The organism is Pseudoalteromonas sp. T1lg24, from assembly GCF_002964745.1.
GTDB classification, from domain to species: domain Bacteria; phylum Pseudomonadota; class Gammaproteobacteria; order Enterobacterales; family Alteromonadaceae; genus Pseudoalteromonas; species Pseudoalteromonas spongiae.
On record NZ_PQCB01000004.1, the window covers coordinates 60,832 to 83,341 of the forward strand.

The 22,510-nt window shown below is 40.9% G+C and carries 18 protein-coding genes and 1 pseudogene; 16 read left to right on the forward strand and 3 right to left on the reverse strand.

Annotated features, from left to right (window positions below; all coding sequences use genetic code 11):
* Positions 1–179 precede the first annotated feature (179 nt).
* Positions 180–1,853 (forward strand): pyridoxal-dependent aspartate 1-decarboxylase PanP, encoded by a 1,674-nt coding sequence (gene panP / locus C2M30_RS01620; protein ID WP_442792796.1) that lies wholly within the window; start codon positions 180–182, stop codon positions 1,851–1,853.
* A gap of 93 nt (positions 1,854–1,946) precedes the next feature.
* Here panP and C2M30_RS01625 read toward each other — a convergent pair whose 3' ends face one another.
* A complete protein-coding gene (locus C2M30_RS01625) occupies positions 1,947–2,453 on the reverse strand; it encodes a glycine cleavage system protein R (protein WP_105170442.1) in 507 nt (168 codons plus the stop codon).
* Positions 2,454–2,728: 275 nt separating this feature from the next.
* Between C2M30_RS01625 and C2M30_RS01630 the strand changes: the two are divergent.
* From C2M30_RS01630 to C2M30_RS01675, 10 genes and pseudogenes are all read left to right on the forward strand, one after another.
* Positions 2,729–4,968 (forward strand): annotated as a pseudogene (locus C2M30_RS01630) (ABC transporter permease subunit).
* 18 nt (positions 4,969–4,986) lie between these two features.
* Positions 4,987–6,636: a phosphate ABC transporter permease PstA gene (gene pstA, locus C2M30_RS01635; protein ID WP_010561912.1), complete on the forward strand. Its 1,650-nt coding sequence runs from the start codon at positions 4,987–4,989 to the stop codon at positions 6,634–6,636.
* A gap of 39 nt (positions 6,637–6,675) precedes the next feature.
* On the forward strand, positions 6,676–7,503 hold the full coding sequence (pstB, locus tag C2M30_RS01640) for a phosphate ABC transporter ATP-binding protein PstB (RefSeq protein ID WP_010561911.1): 828 nt from the start codon (positions 6,676–6,678) through the stop codon (positions 7,501–7,503).
* Positions 7,504–7,514: 11 nt separating this feature from the next.
* Positions 7,515–8,225 carry a phosphate signaling complex protein PhoU gene (phoU, locus tag C2M30_RS01645; protein WP_010561910.1) on the forward strand — a complete coding sequence of 237 codons (711 nt, stop codon included), beginning with the start codon at positions 7,515–7,517 and terminating at the stop codon, positions 8,223–8,225.
* Positions 8,226–8,443: 218 nt separating this feature from the next.
* Positions 8,444–9,121, forward strand: a complete 678-nt coding sequence (locus C2M30_RS01650) for a TIGR00153 family protein (RefSeq protein WP_010561909.1) — start codon at positions 8,444–8,446, stop codon at positions 9,119–9,121.
* Between the two features lie 36 nt (positions 9,122–9,157).
* Complete coding sequence (locus tag C2M30_RS01655; RefSeq protein ID WP_010561908.1) at positions 9,158–10,432, forward strand: inorganic phosphate transporter; 1,275 nt, start codon at positions 9,158–9,160, stop codon at positions 10,430–10,432.
* A 318-nt stretch (positions 10,433–10,750) separates the two neighbouring features.
* Positions 10,751–11,659 carry a hydrogen peroxide-inducible genes activator gene (locus C2M30_RS01660; RefSeq protein WP_105170443.1) on the forward strand — a complete coding sequence of 303 codons (909 nt, stop codon included), beginning with the start codon at positions 10,751–10,753 and terminating at the stop codon, positions 11,657–11,659.
* A gap of 78 nt (positions 11,660–11,737) precedes the next feature.
* On the forward strand, positions 11,738–12,286 hold the full coding sequence (locus tag C2M30_RS01665; protein ID WP_105170444.1) for an RNA polymerase sigma factor: 549 nt from the start codon (positions 11,738–11,740) through the stop codon (positions 12,284–12,286).
* Complete coding sequence (locus C2M30_RS01670) at positions 12,279–12,896, forward strand: hypothetical protein (protein WP_105170445.1); 618 nt, start codon at positions 12,279–12,281, stop codon at positions 12,894–12,896. Before C2M30_RS01665 ends, C2M30_RS01670 begins: the two co-directional genes overlap by 8 nt.
* Before the next feature lie 2 nt (positions 12,897–12,898).
* Positions 12,899–13,777, forward strand: coding sequence for a hypothetical protein (locus tag C2M30_RS01675; RefSeq protein ID WP_105170446.1), 879 nt, complete (start codon positions 12,899–12,901; stop codon positions 13,775–13,777).
* Between the two features lie 48 nt (positions 13,778–13,825).
* Here C2M30_RS01675 and C2M30_RS01680 read toward each other — a convergent pair whose 3' ends face one another.
* Complete coding sequence (locus tag C2M30_RS01680; protein ID WP_010561903.1) at positions 13,826–14,032, reverse strand: hypothetical protein; 207 nt, start codon at positions 14,030–14,032, stop codon at positions 13,826–13,828.
* A gap of 128 nt (positions 14,033–14,160) precedes the next feature.
* Positions 14,161–16,659: an EAL domain-containing protein gene (locus C2M30_RS01685; protein WP_105170447.1), complete on the reverse strand. Its 2,499-nt coding sequence runs from the start codon at positions 16,657–16,659 to the stop codon at positions 14,161–14,163.
* Between the two features lie 253 nt (positions 16,660–16,912).
* Here C2M30_RS01685 and queA point away from each other — a divergent pair, with 253 nt between their 5' ends.
* The 5 genes from queA (at position 16,913) to secF (ending at position 22,464) form a co-directional block, all read left to right on the forward strand.
* A complete protein-coding gene (queA, locus tag C2M30_RS01690) occupies positions 16,913–17,950 on the forward strand; it encodes a tRNA preQ1(34) S-adenosylmethionine ribosyltransferase-isomerase QueA (RefSeq protein WP_100914012.1) in 1,038 nt (345 codons plus the stop codon).
* 202 nt (positions 17,951–18,152) lie between these two features.
* Entirely contained in the window at positions 18,153–19,280 is a 1,128-nt protein-coding gene (gene tgt, locus C2M30_RS01695) for a tRNA guanosine(34) transglycosylase Tgt (protein ID WP_105170606.1), read from the forward strand.
* Positions 19,281–19,302: 22 nt separating this feature from the next.
* Entirely contained in the window at positions 19,303–19,638 is a 336-nt protein-coding gene (gene yajC, locus C2M30_RS01700) for a preprotein translocase subunit YajC (RefSeq protein ID WP_054979570.1), read from the forward strand.
* Between the two features lie 15 nt (positions 19,639–19,653).
* Positions 19,654–21,513: a protein translocase subunit SecD gene (gene secD / locus C2M30_RS01705; RefSeq protein ID WP_100914011.1), complete on the forward strand. Its 1,860-nt coding sequence runs from the start codon at positions 19,654–19,656 to the stop codon at positions 21,511–21,513.
* 9 nt (positions 21,514–21,522) lie between these two features.
* A complete protein-coding gene (secF, locus tag C2M30_RS01710) occupies positions 21,523–22,464 on the forward strand; it encodes a protein translocase subunit SecF (RefSeq protein ID WP_105170448.1) in 942 nt (313 codons plus the stop codon).
* The last annotated feature ends 46 nt before the right edge of the window (positions 22,465–22,510 follow it).

Here is a 22,510-nt window from a genome sequence, read left to right on the forward strand (position 1 = left end):
TTTTTGCCGCAATTGAAAAATACTGCTTTACTGTATAGCAAGCAAAGGGTTATGTTGTTTTGAAACACCTTATAATAGTCAATTTAGTGTGTTTTTTACAGCAGTAGATGGAGATATTGTGCAAATTGCGAGACTTTTTCTTGTAATTGAAGTAGAGTTGACAGCCTTTTTTTATGAATATGTTTGAACACTTTTTGGGTAAAGTGAGTAGTATGGTTGATGAAACACGTCAAGCAGTGCGCCCAGCAATAGCGTCTGAAGAAAGCTTAATGCGAATTTTTACGGTGCCAGAGGCGCCGGGCTCGACTTTGGCTAAAATTGAGCAAGAAATATCAAGTAACTTAGCAGGCTTTCTTAACGAAAATATTGCAGCGGTTGAAAAACCTTTGCATGAAATTGAAAAAGATTTCCAAGCTGCAAATATCCCTGAAGAACCTCGTTTTGTATCTGAGCACGCCCAAGAGTTAATGGAAAAGCTGGTGGCGCATTCAGTACATACGTCAGCGCCGAGCTTTATTGGTCATATGACTTCGGCCTTACCGCATTTTGTTTTACCTCTGTCAAAGTTGATGGTGGGGTTAAACCAAAATCTGGTAAAAATTGAAACATCTAAAGCATTTACACCATTAGAACGTCAAGTATTGGGTATGATGCACCACATGGTTTACGGCAAAGATGATGCCTTTTACCGTAAGTGGATGCACAACGCCAAAAATGCTTTAGGTGCATTTTGTTCAGGCGGCACGGTTGCCAATATTTCAGCACTTTGGGTTGCGCGCAATAAGCTGCTTAAACCAGATGGCGATTTTAATGGTATAAATAGCGATGGGTTAGTTGCGGCTATGATGCATTATGGCTACAAAGGCTTAGCTATTTTAGTGTCAGAGCGTGGTCACTACTCACTTGGTAAAGCTGCTGATGTGCTCGGTATTGGCCGCAGTAATATTGTATCTATCGAAACAGATCATAATAACCGTGTTGATGTTGCTAAAATGCGTGAAAAGGCTAACGAATTAGCAGAAAAAGGCATTAAAGTGATGGCAATTGTTGGTGTTGCAGGCACAACTGAAACTGGCAATATTGACCCGCTTAATGAAATGGCCGACCTAGCTGAGGAAATCAATTGTCATTTTCATATTGATGCCGCTTGGGGCGGTGCAACCATGCTGTCTAATAATGCGCGTAGGTTATTAGCTGGCTGTGAACGTGCCGATTCAATTACCATAGATGCACATAAGCAAATGTATGTGCCCATGGGCGCAGGTATTGTGCTTTTCAAAGAGCCAGATATAGTCAATGTGGTAGAACATCACGCTGAATATATCTTACGTAAAGGCTCGAAAGATTTAGGCTCACACACCCTTGAAGGTAGCCGCCCAGGTATGGCGATGTTGGTGCATGCGTGTTTATCAATTATTGGTCGCAAAGGCTATGAAATGTTAATTGATAAAAGCCTTGAAAAAGCGCGCTATTTTGCTGAACTTATTAAGCAAACAGATGACTTTGAACTGGTTACTGAACCAGAACTTTGCTTGTTAACATATCGCTATGTACCAGAAAAAATTAAAGAAGTACTTAAAACGGCAGATGAACAAACTAAGTTAGATATTTACGCAGCACTTAATCGTTTTACTGCGAGCATGCAAAAACGTCAGCGTGAAGCAGGGCGCTCATTTGTATCGCGTACACGTTTAACGCCATATCAGTACGATAATTTACCGACAGTAGTATTTCGCGTTGTATTAGCAAATCCGCTTACATCAAATCAAATATTGCATGATATTTTAGCGGAGCAGCGAGAGTTGGCTGGTAAAGATCCAATATTTAAAAAGTATTTAGCGAAATATTTATAATTTAGCGTTGTGAATTTTTTATGAAAAAGGGAGCATTTGCTCCCTTTTTTACGTTTTTATTTAATCTGAACTCGGATGAGATAATCGTAAACCCTAAGCTTCGGTTTCAATGTCCACAATCAAGTCAGACGTAATAGACTCGAGCGCTTCAATCACATCATCTTTACTTAAACCTGCTGGCAATTCTACCCGAGCTTCTGCGTTAAACAGAGGCACACCCCAATTAGGCGCGCTTTGTTGCTTTGAGTTAAAGTGAATAATTGAGGCGCCTTTATGGCGTAACACACTAGAAAGCTCTTGCACTATACCTGGTCTGTCATTGCTGGTAATAACAAAGTTAAGCTGTTGGCTTGCGTCGGTTACTTGTTCTTGCCCTGCTTCAATTTTTACTTCGAGATCGGGAATGGCGTAAATTGCGCCCTCGAGTGCCGACAAATGTTCTTCAGGTACTTCTAACTGTAAAATTCCGGCAAAGTGGCCGCAAAGGTGGCTTAAGTTACTGGCTAACCAATTGCCATGGTTAGCTAAAACCGCTGAGGATAGTTCATCTACTAGACCTGAGCGGTCAGGACCAATAATTGTTAATACTAACTGCTTCATATACTTGTCTCGTTATCTAATTAGCGCAACCCTCTCTACACAAATTAAGAAATAATTGTTAGCTAATTCAAAGGATTAAATGGTGGTGTAGAGCTGTTTAAGTATTGATGATTGCCTGCCTTTTGTCCAATTTATTTTGTCAAATTTTGTTAAATAATCGGTGTAACTTTTCGGTCATAAAAACGAAATATTTCACTCTCTGTAACATTTCTGTCATCTTGACAAAATATAATGCACGTCAACTAAATCCTAATTCTATTTGTAAGGGCCAATGGATGAGTTCCAATCCGCCAAGTGTTGAATTCAATACTAATAGAAACAGACTGATCAAAGATAAAGTCGCCAAATACAGTATTACGGCAGGCGGTACATTAGTACTGGTTGCCTTATTGTTGATCTTCTTTTATCTGTTGTATGTAGTACAGCCGATTTTCGCTTCATCACATGTTGAAGTGAGAAATCAATTCGCTCTACCTGAAACGCAAGAGTACGTTGCGGCAGGTATGGAAGAGCAAGGTGAAATCGCTTACTTGTTCACACCAACTGGCGAGCTGAGTTATTACACCATTAAAGGTGAGAAATTCGGCACTAAGCTAACAAGCTTTAATGTTGAATTTGATGCACCGGTAACCAGCTTTGCACGCACTGCACCTCATCAGGCTATGTATGCTTATGGTCTTGAAAATGGCGCAATTAAAGTTGTGAACCCGAAATTTGAAGTAGGATTTGCCAACAATGGCCGTACCATTAAGCCAAGTATTGCGTATCCACTCGGTGAAAGTGAAGTGATGATTGATGACGAAGGTGCATCAATTCGTAAATTCGCGTTCAGCTATGTTGCCGATGATAATCAACTTGGTGTACTTGCATTAACCGGTGATCAACGTCTGCTGTTTAGCATGCTTGCAGCGGAAGAAAATATGTTTTCTGGTGAAATGGAATGGTCAAGTGAAACTGCGGAGATTCCAGTTGAAGGTAAAGTGGATGAATTATTAATTTCACCTGACTTTAGCCGTGCATTTGTGAGAGTGGCTAATAAGATTTACATCTACAATACGCGCGACATTGAAGATATTACGCGTATTCAAGTGCTTGCCGCGAATCAAGAGAATGCCAACCTAGTTAAAATGCAATTACTGTCAGGCGCTAACTCATTAATGTTGGTTAACGACAACGGTGAAATTTCACAGTGGTTTGAAATTAATGGTGATTCGGGTCGCAAGTTCGCCAAAATCCGTGCTTTTGCAAGTGGTGATAAAGAAATTTCAGGACTTTACAGTGAATACTATCGCCGTACATTCTTTAGCACTAATAACCAAGGTGATTTATCGCTTTATTACACTACCAGTGAAAACAAGTTGTGGTCGGGTAAGGTAGCAGACGCGGGAATTGATTTCTTTGCGGTGTCACCACGCTCAAACGCAGCATTAATGCTGGCGGGCAATCAACTCATTGTTGTTGATATTGAAAATGAGCACCCTGAAGTATCTTGGTCAGCATTGTGGCAAGAAGTATGGTACGAAGGTTACCCTGAGCCTGCTTACATTTGGCAGTCTACATCGGCAAGTGACGATTTCGAAGCTAAGTTATCGTTAGTACCAATCTCATTCGGTACAATTAAAGCGGCAATGTATGCGATGCTATTTGCGGTACCGATTGCGCTTTCAGCTGCTATCTACACAGCCTATTTTATGTCGCCTGAACAGCGTCGAATCGTTAAGCCAACGGTTGAAATTATGGAAGCATTACCAACCGTAATTTTAGGTTTCTTAGCGGGTCTTTGGTTGGCACCTCTGATTGAATCTCACCTACCTGCAATCATGCTAATTTTAGTATTAACGCCATTGGCGATAATACTCACAGCATTCTTCTGGCAAAATTTACCAGAATCGATTCGCCACAAGGTGCCAGACGGTAGCCACTCTATCCTACTTATTCCAGTGGTATTGCTAGCAGGTTATATCTCGTTTGCACTGAGCCCTGCGGTAGAGCTTTGGGTATTTGATGGTGATGTACGTCGTTATATTACCAACGAGTTAGGCATTGATTTTGACCAACGTAACTCGCTAGTTGTGGGTATTGCGATGGGCTTTGCGGTTATTCCAACAATTTTCTCAATTGCTGAAGATGCGGTATTTAGTGTACCTAAGCACTTATCGAATGGCTCGCTTGCACTTGGTGCAACGCAGTGGCAAACGCTTGTTCGCGTTGTATTACTAACAGCAAGCCCAGGTTTTTCTCGGCAGTGATGATGGGTCTAGGCCGTGCGGTTGGTGAAACCATGATTGTATTGATGGCAACAGGTAATACGCCGATTATGGATTGGAGTATTTTCCAAGGTATGCGTACGCTTGCAGCAAACATTGCGGTAGAAATGCCAGAATCAGAAGTAGGCAGCACGCACTACCGCATCTTATTCTTAGCAGCGTTTGTACTGTTTATATTCACCTTTATCTTTAACACGATTGCTGAATTTGTTCGTCAGCGTTTACGTGAAAAGTATAGTTCACTGTAAGGTTAGGAGATTTAATAAATGAAGCAGTGGTTTAAATCTGGCTCACCTTGGATCTGGATGACAGGTGGTGCAGTAAGTATCAGCTTAATCTCGGTAATTGGCCTACTGGCAATGATTGCAGGTCGTGGTTTAGGGTTCTTTTGGCCGTCAGAAGTAACGCAATTTGAAATGCACCGTGGCGACGTTAAAGAAACCGTTATCGGTGAAATTTACGACCGTGAAATGGTGCCTGTTGAGCGCTTAAAAGCGGCGAATGTTGATTTACACGGTTTTACGGGTGAAGAAGTAGAGCGTTTACTGATTAAAACTGGTAACCGTGAATACGTAGATCTAGATTTCCGTTGGATTTTAGCAACGGATATTATTGAGCAATCTACCCCGAGCCAATTAGCGGTATTTGAGCGTAGTAAAAACGGTAACTTTTACGGTTACATTGAAAGTGTGATCAAAGACGGTAAAGTTGTTGCTGAAGCACAAAAGTTAATTGAGCTAGAGCAACTTGTAGAGCGCGCAGTTGAACTTAATGAGTCAGCACTTGATTTGCAAAACGGCCCCATTGGTCATATAAACTACGACCTAGAACGTTTGCGTTTAAAAGAAAAAGCGCTCGACCTTAAAGGCGAATTAACACACGAAAAAGTCGCGGAGTTTGAGGCTCAGCGTAAAGACTATCGTGAGCAATACTTGGTGCTTGAAAAAGAGCTATTTAAGTTTCGTGATGCGGCAAAGCGTGACCAAGTTATTGTAAAAGATATGCGTGGTGAGTTAGTAACGATTCCACTTTACCAAGTGCTAGACGTAACACTACCAAACGATATGGGTTTAATGGCTAAATTAGGTCATTACTTCAAGCAAATTGGTAAGTTTGTTAGCGATGACCCTCGTGAAGCGAACACCGAAGGTGGTGTATTCCCGGCGATTTTCGGTACCGTATTTATGGTTATGTTAATGGCGGTAATCGTAACGCCATTTGGTGTAATCGCCGCGATTTACTTACACGAATATGCAGCGAAAAATTCAATTACTAAAATGATTCGTATCGCGGTAATTAACCTTGCCGGTGTACCATCGATTGTTTACGGTGTATTTGGCTTAGGTTTCTTTGTTTACATGCTAGGTGGTAGCATTGACCAATTATTCTACCCTGAAGCATTACCAGGCCCAACGTTTGGTACGCCAGGTGTAATTTGGTCAGCACTGACATTAGCAATTTTAACTTTACCGGTTGTAATTGTATCAACGGAAGAAGGTTTATCACGTATTCCAAGTTCAGTTCGTCAAGGTTCGTTAGCTCTTGGTGCGACTAAAGCGGAAACTATTTGGCGTATTATTGTACCAATGGCAAGCCCTGCAATTATGACAGGTTTAATTCTTGCGGTTGCACGTGCAGCAGGTGAAGTAGCACCACTGATGTTAGTGGGTGTAGTAAAAATGGCACCAACACTGCCAGTTGATATGAACTTCCCATTTGTACACTTAGATAGAAAGTTTATGCACTTAGGTTTCCACATCTATGATGTTGGTTTCCAAAGCCCGAATGTTGAAGCGGCACGCCCGCTAGTTTATGCCACAGCGTTTTTACTTGTGGCGGTAATTGTGGCACTGAATATCACAGCAATTGGTATTCGTAACCACTTACGCGAAAAATTTAGGTCGTTAGAACATTAATTGTTCTGCGGTGATAAAAGTTTAATAGGTTTAGTAAAAATGATTACTGTTGCTCCAGAAATAAATCAATCTGCAACTGGCTTACAGCTTGATTTAGAAAACTTATCGGCAGAACAAACTGCTCTTGAAATTAAAGACTTAGACCTTTACTACGGTGACAAACAAGCGCTGAGCAATATCAGCATGAAAATTCCAAAGGGTCAGGTAACTGCATTTATCGGTCCTTCAGGTTGTGGTAAGTCAACGTTATTACGTTGTATTAACCGCATGAATGACTTAGTCGATACGTGTCGTATCGATGGTCAAATCTTGCTACATAACCAGAATATTTATGACAAAAGTGTTGATGTTGCAGCGCTTCGTCGTAACGTTGGTATGGTATTCCAGCGCCCAAACCCATTCCCTAAATCAATTTATGAGAATGTGGTTTATGGCCTACGCTTACAAGGTGTAAAAGACAAGCGTAAATTAGACGAAGTAGTTGAATCGTCATTACGTGGCGCCGCACTTTGGGACGAAGTAAAAGACCGTTTGCACGACAGCGCATTTGGTTTGTCAGGTGGTCAGCAACAGCGTTTGGTTATTGCGCGTGCAATTGCAATTGAACCTGAAGTACTGCTGTTAGATGAACCAACATCGGCACTTGACCCAATTTCAACATTGGTAATCGAAGAGCTAATCAACGATTTAAAAAATAAGTACACAGTTGTAATTGTTACGCATAACATGCAACAAGCGGCACGTGTGTCTGACCAAACTGCGTTTATGTATATGGGTGAACTAATTGAATACTCTGATACAAATACGCTTTTCACCACGCCGAAGAAAAAGAAAACTGAAGATTACATTACAGGTCGTTACGGGTAAGGATTAAAGTTATGGATCATAATATTTCAAAGCATATTTCAGGTAACTTTAACCAAGAACTTGAAAACGTTCGCAACCATGTTTTAGCTATGGGCGGATTGGTTGAGCAGCAATTAAACTCTGCACTTGATGCGGTAAATGACAGTAATGCGGAGCTTGCGAAAAAAGTTGAGCATGGCGATTACAAAGTAAATGCAATGGAAGTGAGCATTGACGAAGAATGTACTCGTATTATTGCAAAGCGTCAGCCAGCAGCAAGTGACTTACGTTTAGTTGTGGCAATTGCAAAAACCATTGCAGATTTAGAGCGCATTGGTGATGAAGCGCGTCGTATTGCAAAAGTTGCACTTGAATCAACCGCGAAAGATCAGCAAGGCTTGCTGGGCAATATTGATAATATGGGTCGTCACGTGTCGCAAATGCTGCACGATGTATTAGATGCATTTGCTCGAATGGATGCCGAAGCGGCATTTCGTGTACACAAAGAAGATGCCAAAGTTGACCGCGAATATGAAGCGTTAACACGTCAAATCATGACTTACATGATGGAAGATCCGCGCTCAATTCCAAAGGTTATGGATTTAGTGTGGTCAGTACGCTCATTAGAACGCATCGGTGACCGTTGTCAGAACATTGCTGAGTACGTAATTTATTTTGTAAAAGGCAAGGACATTCGTCATACCTCGCAAGACGATATCGAGCGAGATATTATTGGTAAATAAGTTAAGTAACTATTTTAAAAGGGTAAAAGCGGTTTCGCTTTTACCCTTTTTTGCTTTGGTATTCATAACTTTTTTAGTCTATTAACTAGCGTAAATTTAATTGTTTGATAATCTAAGTTAAGGAATTTCAACTTACTGTAATACTTGTATGTTAAAGCCTTTCCTCACTTGGCTGATTCCTGTAAAATTTGCGCGCTTTTAAAATTTAAGGGTCAATTATGGCTAGTAATGCATTTTTAGGGGTTTTTGCGAAATCTCCTATCAAACCAATTGAAGAGCACATAAAAATTGTTCATCAAGCCAGTGCTTTGTTAACGACTTTTTTTCAACATGCGTTTAATAAAGAGTGGGAACAAGCATCTGAGATCCGCATTAATATTCGCGATTTAGAACGTAAAGCGGATGTACTTAAGCGTGACATTCGTTTGCAACTTCCTCGTGGATTATTCCTGCCAGTTGAGCGTACAGATCTTCTTGAACTGATCACTCAACAAGACAAAATTGCTAATAAGGCTAAGGACATAGCTGGTCGTGTACTTGGCCGCGAAATGGAAATCCCTGAGCAAATCCAAGCTGATTTCATTACTTACCTAAACCGCTGCATCGACGCGACAAAACAAGCTTCTAAAGCCATTAATGAACTTGATGAGCTATTAGAAACGGGTTTCCGTGGTCGTGAAGTGACGTTAGTTGAAAACATGCTAGAAGAGCTCGACGCAATTGAGCGTGACACCGATGAAATGCAAATCACTTTGCGTCGTCAGTTACGTGAAATCGAAAATGAATTAAATCCAATCGATGTGATGTTCTTATACAAAATTCTCGAGTGGGTAGGTGACTTAGCAGATATCGCTGAACGTGTTGGTTCACGTTTAGAACTGATGCTAGCACGTTAATTAAATTAATATAAAAATTAAGTTAAAGGTTACTTGATGGATATTATTGCAAATTACGGCACCACTTTGGTGATGATTGCTGCCGTAGTGGGATTTATCATGGCGTATGGTATTGGTGCGAACGACGTTGCCAATGCAATGGGTACGTCAGTTGGCTCAAAAGCGCTAACAATTAAGCAAGCGATTATTATCGCAATGATTTTTGAATTCGCTGGTGCATATCTTGCCGGTGGTGAGGTTACATCAACGATACGTAAAGGCATTATCGACTCGTCGGCATTTGTCGCCATACCAGAGTCATTAGTGATCGGTATGATTTCAGCGCTATTAGCTGCTGGTGTATGGTTACTTGTTGCGTCATATTTAGGCTGGCCTGTATCAACAACGCACTCAATTATTGGTGCAATTGTTGGTTTCGCTTTGGTTGCGGTAGGCTCAGAAGCAATTCAATGGGGTAAAGTTGCGGGTATCGTAGGTAGTTGGATTGTTACACCTGCTATTTCAGGCTTTATTGCTTACCTTATCTTTATGAGTGCACAGAAACTAATTTTTGATACTGACTCACCACTTAACAATGCAAAGCGCTTTGTGCCTATGTACATGGGTCTTGCAGCATTTGTTATGGCGTTAGTAACAATCAAAAAAGGCTTAAAGCATATCGGTTTAGACCTTGGTACAGCAATGGGTTACGGTATCGCAATCGGTGCTGCTGTTTTAGTTGCGCTGTTAGGTAAAGTATTGATCGCTCGTCTTAAAATGGACCCTGCAGCTGACAAAGAAATGCAATTTAACAATGTTGAGAAAGTATTCGCTATCTTAATGATTGTAACTGCATGTTGTATGGCGTTTGCACACGGCTCAAACGATGTAGCAAATGCGATTGGTCCACTTGCTGCGGTAGTGAGCATTGTTGAGCACAACGGTGAAATCGTTAAGAAATCGTCACTCGTTTGGTGGATTTTACCACTAGGTGGTTTAGGTATTGTTATCGGTCTTGCGATTCTTGGTAAGAAAGTAATTAAAACCATTGGTGAAGGTATTACGCACTTAACACCAAGTCGTGGTTTTGCTGCAGAGCTTGCGGCTGCTTCAACGGTTGTTATTGCATCAGGTACAGGCTTACCAATTTCAACGACACAAACGTTAGTAGGTGCGGTACTAGGTGTTGGTATGGCCCGTGGTATTGCGGCACTTAATTTAGGTGTTGTAAGAAATATCGTTGTTTCTTGGGTTATTACCTTGCCAGTAGGCGCGGTATTAGCTATTGTTATCTACTATGTATTGGCGGCTATTTTTGGCCTTCAAGTGTAAAGACTTTTAGCTTGAAAAGACCCCATATGCGATACGCAATGGGGTCTTTTTTTGTCTGAAATTTGTATATAGCAGCTCGCTAATCAAGTTAGCGGTTCACATAGGGCACTTACAGCGCTGTAATTTTACCGTTGTAACATAGCATTTAAAGATAAATTAAATCTTGTTTGGCTTCATTTCACTAGGCGCTATTCGCTCATTTATTTAACAGAGTTATTAGCACTCGCAATTAATTGATTAAATCTCAGTGACATAATTGATTTTCCATTGTTAATTTGTTTTTATCGTTATTAATTTGAATATTAATCGGTTATTACGATGAAAAACCTTCCTAGCATTAAGCAGCTGCAATACTTGCTTGCAGTACATCAGCATCAGCATTTCGGCAGGGCTGCAGAAGCCTGTTTTATTGGTCAATCTACCTTAAGTAGTGCAATTCAAAATCTAGAAGAAACACTTGGTTGTCAGCTAATTGAGCGTGAAAACCGCAGTATTATGTTTACCTCGATTGGTGAAGAAGTGGTTGAGCGAGCGCGCAAAATAATCGACGACACTATCAGTGTAAAAGAGCTTACAAAAAGCTTTTTAAACCCACTCCAAGGGCATTTAACCATAGGTATTATTCCCACGGTTGCAAGCTTTATTGCGGCTGATTTATACCACTTATGTGTAAAAGAGTTTCCTGAACTCGAGCTGGTTTTAATTGAAGATACTAGCGATAACTTATTGGACAAATTAGAAAAAGGCCAAGTTGACGTAGCGCTATTGGCACTGCCTTATAATACCAATAAGTTTCATACTCATATTTTGGCACAAGACCCATTTAATATTGTAAGGCACAAGGATTATCAAGCGGCAGAAGGTGTGGTTGATTTTAACTTGTTGCCACCGTCATCGGTGTTTTTGCTAGAGCGCGAACATTGCCTTACCGATCATGCACTGAGTGCGTGTCACTTGAGTAAAAGTGAGTGTATAAATCCCTTTGAAGCAGCAAGTTTGCATACCTTACTAAGTATGGTTGAGCGTCAACTTGGTGTGACCTTTCTACCGCAAATGGCAATTAATGCGGGCATTTTATCTCATAAACCTATGGTGTTTAGCGCTGCGCAAGATACCGCTTATCGTGATATTGGTATTTTATGGCGCAAGACTTCAGGCCGCATACGCGACTTCCGCTTACTGTGCGATAAATTAAAGCCGTTCTTTACTGAAAAATGTGCACGATAAAATAATTTTAAATTTTTAAAACTATTTTCAGCACTCGCTCGACTATATAAGCAGAGAAACAAAACTCTTGGGGAATATGTGTTCTTTCAAAGTGAGAAAGGGTTAATCAAAAAAGCGCAACAAGGTGATAAACGCGCATGGCTTAATTTAGTAAAACAATACGAAAAGCCGATTTATCACACTTGCTTGCGTATGGTGAGTAACCCAGATGACGCACTCGAAATCATGCAAGAAAGCTTTATGAGTATTTATCGTTCGCTCGATAACTACCGTTTTGAGTCGAGTTTTAAAACGTGGGCTATCGCAATTACCAATCGCCGTTGTGTGGAGTTTTATCGTGCTAAAAAGGTACTCGATGAAGAAAAGCAAGAAATGCTGATAGCGGATATGCAAGAACCTGAATCTGCTGATTTGATGTTGTTTATGGCGCAGCAAAATAAGCAAGTTTTAAAGTTATTAAATGGCTTACCTTGGACGCAAAAGGAAGTGGTGGAATTAAAGTTTTTTCAGCACTTTACGTTTGAACAAATTGCGCAGCAACTTGATGTATCAACCAATACGGTAAAATCGCGGTTGTATACAGCGCTGTCCAAATTGCGCCAAGAACTGGAGGTGTTAAATGGCTAACTTAGAAAGTATTTTTGAAAAATGGCTGGAAACAGGTGAGCTTACACCAAGTGATCGTCAATTGCTTGAACAAGATGCTGTTTATGCAGAAATGCTCGAAAACAGTGAAACTTGGCAGTCGCTTTCGGCAAAGTATCAAGAAACGCCCGTTCCACAGTGGAATCGAGAAGCCACTTGGTTTGAGAAAACGAGCGATGGTGCAAAGATCAATCGTTTTGCTGCTTGGTTTGCACCAGCAGCTTTAGCCTGCTCAGTTTTAATGTGCTCGCTGGTTATTATGCGTGCTGAAGTAAGTGTTTCAGATAGTGGCTTTGCGATTAATTTTGCAGAGCAACAAAAGCAAGCTCCAACAGTCACTTATGAGCAACTGCAAACCCTTTTGGCTGAGCAGCAGACAAATACCGCACAGGCGACCTATGCGCTGGTTAAAGAGGCCATAGAGCAAGGGCGTGTGGAGCGTAAAGAAGATATTGGCGCCTTGGTTGCCGATTTAAACCGAGTACGTCAACAAGATCAGGCGTTAATTCGCCTGCAATTAAACGAATTGGCACAACAGGTTGAGCAACAACCACAGTCATCAATTGCCAAAAACCACTCATGGGAGAATTAATCATGAAAACGAAAGCAAGCTTATTGATTTCACTCGCATTACTTTCTGGTCATGTTGCTGCCAATACACCAGCAAACAATATGGTCGCTAAAAGCCAAAAAGAAATCACCATTATGAATAATATCTTAAAGGCATCACTTAACGCGGAACCCGGTATTAAGGTGCGCCAAATTAATGGTGCTTATCTCGCAGACCAAGGTTATGTCTTTAGTATTAGTGCATCGGGGTTATCTGGTGGCTTCGGAAGCTGGAAACGTTTTTTTCTTGAACCTGATATCGAGTTTCATGATGAGGACGTGATGATCCGTGCAGAAGAGATGCGCATTGAAGCGGCTAACGAAGCGTATCATGTAGCGATGGAGGCACTACGAGAGTCTTCTGAAAAAATCCGTGAGTTTGCTCAGCAAGAGCGTGAAATTGAATTTCAGTTACGAGAAGTAGAGCGTGCTCGCCGAGATTTAGATTTAGAGCGCAGACATGCACTGAAAGATAAAGAAGAAAAGTCGGTTAAAAAGGAAATTGAAAAGCTCGAAGCAAAGATAGCCAAACTTGAAAAAGAAAAAGAGCAGGTGCGTGGCAAGCGTGACGATGCGCAAGATAAAATAAAATCGACTACCAAAGAAAAGCATAAAAAAGTTGCTGAAACTAGAAAGCAAAATATTCGTGTTGCGAGCCAAACTCTGGCGCAAACCTTGTGTGATTATGGTGCTGGACTTAAAAGCTTAAGTAAAAATCACTATGTTAACTTTATTATTGATAACGCGACGGGTAATAAAGAAGATCTTGTGTTTGTTTATAGCAAAGCGAAGATTAATCAGTGTGTTGTGGGTGATATTGATGCGGAAAAACTACTTGCGAGTGCGCAAAGTTATACGTTTTAATTTTAACGGAATGCAGTCAATTCACAGTAAAAAAAACAAAAAAGCCGCTTAACTAGCGGCTTTAGAATTTAATAAGCTTTCAGCTTTTACGTTAGGTAAAAATAGTAAATACACTAACACTACAAGGTTAAAATAAGGAATCGCACCTAACCCAGCAAAAATTGCTTTAGGGTAGCCTTTTTCACTGGCTTTAAAGTAACAAAAGTAGCAAATCAGGACATTCGCAATTAGCAGTAAAATAATAAACAGAGCCATCGTCCCTCCCGTTTTTATGCAAAATCACTCTCAAATGAAATGATTATTCTGTATGTCCATATAAAACCAGTTTAGCTTAATCTTTGGGCGAATTCCTATTGTTTTGTTAATTTGATTTGTAAAAATTGTTAAGCGATTGAGTTTTCAGAAGTGTTTTTTAGCTTTTTAATTTCAATCGCCGGCATCGGTTTACCAATAAAGTAACCTTGTGCGTAGTCAACACCAATTTCTTTAAGCAATTCAAAGGTTTCTTGGTCTTCCACGTATTCGGCAACACAGGTTTTACCGAGTGAATGACTGATGTCTTTAATGGCGTTAACCAGCGCTTTATCAATGTTATCTTGGGTCATATCTTTAACAAATGAACCATCAATTTTTACTTGATTCGCAGGCAATTGTTTTAGGTAGCTAAAGGTGCTAAAGCCCGTTCCAAAGTCATCAATCGAGAACTGACAGCCAATTTTTTGCAGCTGGGTGATCATCGCCGTGGTCGCGACAAGATTGCTAATACTCGCTGATTCTGTAATTTCGAAGGTGAGTCTATCTGGGCTTACATTATGCAGCTTTAAACTTTGCGCTATGGTGTTTAACAGGTTGGCGTTGTTAAAGGCTTGTGCAGAAAGGTTGATTGCGACTTTGTTTAATTCAGGGTATTCACCTAATAATGCGATAGTTTTTTCTATTACATTTTGGTCGAGTAAATCGATATCAGTCACTAGCTCTAATGACGGAATAAACTGGTTCGGATAAATAATTTCATCATTTACAATTAAACGAACAAGCGCTTCATAATAACTCACTTTTTGCTCTTTGTAGCACCATATTGGCTGAAAGTGCATGGTAAGGCTTTGTGCTTTAAGCGCTTCTTTTACACTGTGAGCCCATGTTATTCCCGATAGTAACTGCTTACTTTTTGCATCTGAATCTGAATAACAATGAACGATATTACGGCCACGGCTTTTAGCAACGTAGAGCGCAATATCCGCTTGCTTTAAACATTCGCTGGCATCGCAGTTTTTATTATCAATTTGCGTTAAACCGATTGAGCAGCTAATCGAATAGCTTTGCTCACCAAAGCGAAAGCTCTGATTCTCAATAGTTTGACATAAGCTCTCGCCAATCATATGGGCATCGAGTAAATCGGTATTTTCTAAAATAATGGCAAACTCATCGCCGCCTAAACGACATACCAAGGCATCGCCAGAAACACATTGCTCGAATAACTCAGCAACTTTTTGCAGTACTTTATCGCCTTGTTGGTGGCCTTGCGAGTCATTAATAATTTTGAAGTGGTCTAGATCGATATATAGCAGTGCGTGTTGTTGGCCGTTTGATACGTTTTGGCAAAATAGGTTGAGCTGTTGGTCAAAGAAGTAGCGGTTGTGCAAATTGGTCAATGTATCGTGATGGGCTAAATGTTGTAGGCTAAATTCAGCTTGTTTTCGTTCATCAATGTTATCGATACTTAGCGTGATATTACTTTTAGCTTGGCGCTCTTTAATTGATTGCAACTTGCACTCAATCCAAATTTGGTGGCCAAGTTTATGGTTTATTTGTAGTTCTAGTTTGTCTTTGCTGCCAGGCTTCATATTAATTGCGCAAATGAGCTTTTCGAGTTTTTCAGCCTCATGTTGAGGGAAAAAGCTGGCTAGCGGTTTGCCTAGGCTAGATTGCAATCGATTACCGGTTAGGGCTTCCCAAGCAGGATTTAAAAAACAAATATTATGGGCTTGGTCAATTTCAATTACCGAGGTATTTAAATGCATTAAAATACGTTGGTGGGCAGAGAATAAGTCTTTATAACCTTGTTGGCTTTTACTAAGTAGCTCTACTTTTTCAGCGAATTCATCATAGCTCACCATAAAATCTTCACGGCGCGCAGCTTGTTCACATACTTTATTAATAATGTTGTGATTAAACGGCAAGCGAATAAAGTCGGTAACACCTAATAGCAGCAGTTGTTCGGCAAAATCAGCATCTTGGCTATCGATAATGGTTACAACAGCTTGGTTCGGTTTGTGAATACGTAATTGCTGCAAAAAGTTATTTACGCGCTCAAAGCTGCCATGGGTAGCATCAACAAGTACGATGGCGTAGTTATATTGCTGGATTAAGGTTTGCGCATCGGCGCAGTTATCGGTTGTGCTGATGGCAAAACCAAGTTCTAAATCATGGCGAATTTGTGCAGCGCGTTGTTCGTTAGATTCAACCAGCAATAGCGGTAACCGGCTGCTTTTATCGGTGTGCTCAGATAAAATATTAGCGAGTAAATGCGGAAGTTTGTCTAATTTGTCGTGCTGTAAAATGGCATCAATACCATATGCGCGAGCGGTTGTTTCAGCAATTCGTTCACAATAGGTAGGAGGTATCAATACGATAGGTGTATTTTTTGCAGTTGCCAGCAAGCCTGAGCGCACCATGCGTGAAAAGCGCCAACCATCAATTTCGCCAATAGCAAGATCGGTGATTATCAGGTTGAAAGAGTGCTTCTTCAGTAAATCGAGTGCCTCTAAACTATTACCCTTTAGCTCAATATCAAATACATCGACATTTTTTAATGCATCAACTAGCTGAGTTGATAGCTTAATGTCTGGTGTCACTACCAGCAACTTAAGCTTATTCGGCATTTAAACTGCACCTCTAAATCAGTTCACCACTCCTTGGTAAGTTTGATTTTCAAATGCCAAAAGATACCTAGTTTAGATAGTTAACTCAAGTAAATTTGGTATTTTACTCACCCGTTGATTCTTAAACTTTAACATTCAGTAGGTTATATTTTGCGCGGCCTGTTTTCCTTGATTTAAATCATCACTAACACTAGAATCGGCGCGACTTTAACCAAGTATGCCTTGAGTACTAATAACCAAGTGAGACAGACAAATGCGTGTTGCTGATTTTAACTTTGAATTACCCGATGAATTAATTGCTCGATTTCCAATGGAAGATCGCACAGCCAGTCGCTTATTAAAGCTAGCAGGTAATAGTGGCGAAATCACACACCATACGTTTGCTGATGTATTAGATTTTATAAATCCAAACGACCTGATTATCTTTAATAATACTAAAGTAATTCCTGCGCGTATGTTTGGTCAAAAAGCATCGGGCGGTAAGGTTGAGGTGCTCGTTGAGCGTGTAGTTGATAAACACACGGTACTTGCACACGTGCGCGCAAATAAATCACCTAAAGTTGGTAACGAGCTTATTTTAGAAGAAACGGCAACTGCGGTAATGCAAGGTCGCCAAGGTGAATTATTTGAGCTGAAGTTCGAAGGTGAAGAGGGCGTACTTGATATTTTAGACCGTATTGGTCATATGCCACTGCCGCCATATATTGACCGCCCTGATAACGAAAAGGACCGTAATCGCTATCAAACTGTTTACGGTGAAAAACCGGGCGCAGTAGCAGCGCCAACAGCGGGTCTTCATTTTGACGATGCGTTATTAGCAAAGTTAAAAGACAAGGGCGTTGATTTAGGCTTTGTAACGTTGCACGTAGGGGCGGGTACGTTCCAGCCAGTGCGTGTTGATAAAATTGAAGATCACCATATGCATTCTGAGTATATTGAAGTGCCAGAGCAAGTGGTTGCACAAATTAAAGCATGTCGTGAACGCGGTGGTCGTGTTGTTGCTGTGGGCACAACGTCAATGCGCTCATTAGAGTCGGCTGCAATGAAGTCAGAAGGTGAGCTTGCACCGTTTTATGGTGATACGGATATTTTCATCTTTCCTGGATACGAATTTCAGGTGGTAGACGCGATGATCACTAACTTTCACCTTCCTGAATCGACACTAATAATGCTTGTGAGTGCCTTTGCTGGACAAGAGAATATTATGAACGCCTATAACACTGCAATTGCAGAAAAATACCGCTTTTTCTCATACGGTGATGCAATGTTCTTAACCAAAAAAGACATTTAGTACACCACTTAAAAACACGATGCGATGTAACTCTGTTACATCGCTTTACACGTAAATCTCACTTTCCACTTTTATTTCTGTTATCTCATCCCTATATCCATAGTATTGTGCTGTCAAAGCAGGTAAAATCGACCGATTATTTTACGCTCAATTGATGAAATTGAGTAAAAGTTGGACTGTTTTTCCGGCATTTGAGGTTTTTATGAAATTTGAATTAGACAATACAGATGGCAAAGCGCGTCGCGGCCGTTTGATCTTTGACCGTGGTGTAGTAGAGACACCTGCATTTATGCCTGTAGGTACTTACGGTACCGTTAAAGGTATGACTCCTGAAGAGTTAAAAGGCATAGGTGCAGAAATTTGCCTAGGTAATACCTTTCACTTAATGCTTCGCCCAGGTACTGAAATCATCAAACAACACGGTGATTTACATGATTTTATGGGTTGGGATAAACCAATTCTTACCGACTCAGGCGGTTTCCAAGTATTCAGCTTAGGCGAAATGCGTAAAATTTCGGAAGAAGGTGTAATGTTCCGTTCACCGGTAAACGGTGAGAAAATCATGTTATCACCAGAAAAAGCAATGCAAGTTCAGCGCGACTTGGGTTCAGATATTGTGATGATTTTTGACGAATGTACACCGTATCCTGCAACAGAAAAAGAAGCGCGTGACTCGATGGAGCTATCGCTGCGTTGGGCAAAACGCTCGAAAGAAGGTCACGGTGATAACCCATCAGCATTATTCGGTATTATTCAGGGTGGTATGTACCCTGAACTGCGTGAAATTTCGCAAAAAGGTTTAGAAGAAATCGGTTTTGATGGTTATGCACTTGGTGGTTTATCAGTAGGTGAACCAAAAGAAGACATGATTAACATTCTTGACCACTGTGCTTACAAAATGCCAGAAGATAAGCCGCGTTACCTAATGGGCGTAGGCAAGCCGGAAGATTTAGTTGAAGCGGTGCGTCGTGGTATTGATATGTTTGACTGTGTAATGCCAACACGTAACGCGCGTAACGGTCACTTATTTATTACTGGTGGCGTAATTAAAATCCGTAACGCAGTACATAAAACGGATACAGGCCCACTGGATCCAGAATGTGATTGCCATACTTGTGAGAACTTCTCACGCGCTTATTTACACCACTTAGATAAGTGTAATGAAATTTTAGGGGCTCGTTTAAACACGATCCACAACTTACGTTATTACCAACGCGTTATGGAAGGGCTTCGCAATGCCATTGCTGAGAACAAACTAGAAGAGTTTGTTGCAGACTTCTATGCGCGTCGCGGTATGCCGGTACCTGAATTAAAACAAATTGAAGACTAATAAAATTTAAGAGGAATTAACCATGAGTTTATTTATCTCAAGTGCGCATGCAAGTGCGGGTGCTCCACCTGCTGGTGGCGGCATGGAAATGCTAATCATGCTAGGTATTTTTGGTTTGGTATTTTATTTCCTAATTTACCGTCCACAAGCAAAGCGTGTTAAAGAGCACAAGAGCCTAATGTCAGCATTGGCAAAAGGTGATGAAGTACTTACTGCTGGTGGTTTAGTGGGTAAAATCGTGAAAGTATCTGACGACAAAGATTTTGTTGTTGTTGCGCTTAACGATCAAGCTAACGTAACAGTGCAAAAAGGTTCAATTTCAGCTGTGCTGCCTAAAGGCACAATGAAAGCACTTTAATCAAAGGAATAAGTTGTGATTAATAAGTACCCATTATGGAAGTACTTGATGGTGGTAGCAGTTGTATTGCTTGGTATGCTTTACGCTGCACCAAATATGTACGGTAGTGATCCTGCCGTACAAATTTCAGGTGCGCGAGGCGCTGTGATTGAAACAGCGGATCTCGACAAAGTAAAAACAATTTTAACGAACGATGGATTTGATGCTAAATCAATCAAACTAGAAAATGAGCAAATCTTAATTCGTTTTAATGATGTAGAAACACAGTTAAAAGCGAAAGACCAACTAAGCGACAGTCTAGGCGCTAACTATATCGCTGCTATAAACTCTGCTCCTTCAACGCCGGCATGGCTTGAAAACTTGGGCGGTGCGCCGATGAAGTTAGGCTTAGATTTACGTGGTGGTGTTGAGTTTACGATGGAAGTTGATATGCGTACTGCTATCAATAACCAGTTAAAGCAGATGCAACAAGATTTCCGCTCTGACTTACGTGAGCAGAAAATTCGCTACCGCAGCATTCGTGAAGTAGCAAACGCAGATCGCGTGCAATTAGTTTTCCGTAATGAAGAAGACAAAGACGCCGCCGAAAGTTATTTGCAAAAGAACAATCCTAGCCTTGAGTTTCGCGATGACCGCAGCAATGAGTTAGCGTTTACTGCGCGTTTAACTGAAGCTAAGTTAAAAGAAATTCGCGATTACGCAATTTCACAAAACTTAATCATTATTCGTAAGCGTATTAACCAAATTGGTGTTGCAGAACCAAATGTTCAGCGCCAAGGCCAAGAGCGTATTTTAGTACAATTACCGGGTATTCAAGACCCAGCACGTGCGAAAGAGATTTTAGGTTCAGCAGCGACGCTTGAACTGCGCATGGTTGACCAAGATAACGACGTACGCGATGCATTAGCAGGTCGTATGCCGCCGGGCTCTGAAGTAATCAACGATCAGTTTGGTCGTCCAGTTTTACTTAAAAAACGCGTAATGCTTGAAGGTTCTCATATTACCGGGGCACAAGCGGGTTATGACCAATACCAGCGTCCGCAAGTTAGCTTACAACTAGATAGCAAAGGCGGCTCAAAAATGGCTGCGTTTACTAAAGACGAAGTTGGTAACTTAATGGCGATTGTGTTCATCGAATACCGTCCATCGGGTAAGGTAGATGAAAACGGTAAAGCGTTACCACCAATCAAACACGAAGAAGTGATTAACCAAGCAACCATTAATGAGCGCTTAGGTCGTCGTTTCCAAATTACCGGTATTGATACGCCAGCAAAAGCGCAGCATTTATCTGAAATGCTACGTGCAGGTGCACTTGTTGCGCCAATTCAAATTGTTGCTGAAAGTACCATAGGTCCAAGCATGGGTGCAGAAAACGTTGAAAAAGGTATTACTGCGGTAGTACTTGGTTTTGTTTTCGTACTGGTATTTATGCTGCTTTACTACAAAGGCTTTGGCATGATTGCAAATATTGCACTGGGTTTAAACCTAGTATTAATTGTTGGTGCAATGTCAGTACTTGCCGGTGCAACGCTTACCTTACCGGGTATTGCCGGTATCGTACTAACGGTTGGTATGGCGGTAGATGCGAACGTGCTTATTTTTGAACGTATTCGTGAAGAATTAGCTGAAGGGCGTAGTCCTCAACAAGCAATTCACCATGGTTACGACAGTGCATTTAGCACCATTTTTGATGCCAATATCACAACGTTAATTGCAGCCGTGATCTTGTACGCAATTGGTACAGGTCCTATTCAAGGCTTCGCAATCACTCTTGCTATCGGTATTGTAACGTCAATGTTCACTGCGATTGTTGGTACGCGTGCGATTGTTAACGCGTTAATCGGCGGTAAGCGCATTGAGAAGTTATCTATCTAGGAGAGTGTGATGCAATTATTAAAGTTAAATGAAACACTTAAGTTTATGTCATTGCGCAAAGCGGCAATGACAATTTCAACTCTGCTGATTATCGCTTCATTTGTTTCGTTTTTTACCAAAGGTATGAACTTTGGTTTGGATTTTACCGGTGGTACAACGGTTGAAGTTGGCTTTGAACAAGCCGCTGACCTTAAAGTTGTGCGTTCATCACTGCACGAAAATGGCTTCCCTGATGCACAGGTACAGTTATTTGGTTCAAGTAAGGACGTAAAAATTCGTCTTGAGCCACGTGAAGGTGAAAAGGCCGACATGATCAGTAACCAAGTACTCGAGATTCTTGAACAAACAGGCCAGAAAGTTAAAATCCGCTCAATTGAGTTTGTTGGCCCAAGCGTTGGTGAAGACCTTAAAGAGCAAGGCGGTTTAGCAATGTTAACAGCGCTAATCTGTATTTTGCTTTACGTTGCACTTCGCTTTGAATGGCGTTTTGCAATTGGTGCGGTAGCAGCACTTGCGCATGATGTTATTTTAACTGTGGGTTTATTCTCAGTATTAGGTTTACCGTTTGATTTAACTGTATTAGCAGCGGTACTTGCGGTTATAGGTTACTCACTCAACGATACCATTGTTGTATCGGACCGTATTCGTGAGAACTTCCGTAAAATCCGTATCGACGATACCATTGAAATTGTTGATATTTCACTAACGCAAACGTTAAACCGTACGTTAGTAACATCAATTACAACCATCTTAGTACTTGTGGCGCTTTTCGTATGGGGTGGTGAAACCATTCATGGCTTCGCAACGGCATTACTATTTGGTGTGTTTATTGGTACTTACTCATCTGTATACGTAGCAAGTTCTGTTGCAGTAATGATGGGCATCAGCAAAGAAGATCTGATCCCTGAAGAAGTTGAGAAAGAAGGTGCTGAATTTGACAATATGCCATAATTATTTGGTAATTTTGTAATAATTCTGAAAAAGGCCGGTGTTAATA

Excerpts from the sequence above, each read along its gene's own strand:
- panP (WP_442792796.1), top strand. The coding sequence starts at position 180 with ATGTTTGAACACTTTTTGGGTAAAGTGAGTAGTATGGTTGATGAAACA.
- C2M30_RS01625 (WP_105170442.1), bottom strand. The coding sequence starts at position 2,453 with ATGAAGCAGTTAGTATTAACAATTATTGGTCCTGACCGCTCAGGTCTA.
- pstA (WP_010561912.1), top strand. The coding sequence starts at position 4,987 with ATGAAGCAGTGGTTTAAATCTGGCTCACCTTGGATCTGGATGACAGGT.
- pstB (WP_010561911.1), top strand. The coding sequence starts at position 6,676 with ATGATTACTGTTGCTCCAGAAATAAATCAATCTGCAACTGGCTTACAG.
- phoU (WP_010561910.1), top strand. The coding sequence starts at position 7,515 with ATGGATCATAATATTTCAAAGCATATTTCAGGTAACTTTAACCAAGAA.
- C2M30_RS01650 (WP_010561909.1), top strand. The coding sequence starts at position 8,444 with ATGGCTAGTAATGCATTTTTAGGGGTTTTTGCGAAATCTCCTATCAAA.
- C2M30_RS01655 (WP_010561908.1), top strand. The coding sequence starts at position 9,158 with ATGGATATTATTGCAAATTACGGCACCACTTTGGTGATGATTGCTGCC.
- C2M30_RS01660 (WP_105170443.1), top strand. The coding sequence starts at position 10,751 with ATGAAAAACCTTCCTAGCATTAAGCAGCTGCAATACTTGCTTGCAGTA.
- C2M30_RS01670 (WP_105170445.1), top strand. The coding sequence starts at position 12,279 with ATGGCTAACTTAGAAAGTATTTTTGAAAAATGGCTGGAAACAGGTGAG.
- C2M30_RS01675 (WP_105170446.1), top strand. The coding sequence starts at position 12,899 with ATGAAAACGAAAGCAAGCTTATTGATTTCACTCGCATTACTTTCTGGT.
- C2M30_RS01680 (WP_010561903.1), bottom strand. The coding sequence starts at position 14,032 with ATGGCTCTGTTTATTATTTTACTGCTAATTGCGAATGTCCTGATTTGC.
- C2M30_RS01685 (WP_105170447.1), bottom strand. The coding sequence starts at position 16,659 with ATGCCGAATAAGCTTAAGTTGCTGGTAGTGACACCAGACATTAAGCTA.
- queA (WP_100914012.1), top strand. The coding sequence starts at position 16,913 with ATGCGTGTTGCTGATTTTAACTTTGAATTACCCGATGAATTAATTGCT.
- tgt (WP_105170606.1), top strand. The coding sequence starts at position 18,153 with ATGAAATTTGAATTAGACAATACAGATGGCAAAGCGCGTCGCGGCCGT.
- yajC (WP_054979570.1), top strand. The coding sequence starts at position 19,303 with ATGAGTTTATTTATCTCAAGTGCGCATGCAAGTGCGGGTGCTCCACCT.
- secF (WP_105170448.1), top strand. The coding sequence starts at position 21,523 with ATGCAATTATTAAAGTTAAATGAAACACTTAAGTTTATGTCATTGCGC.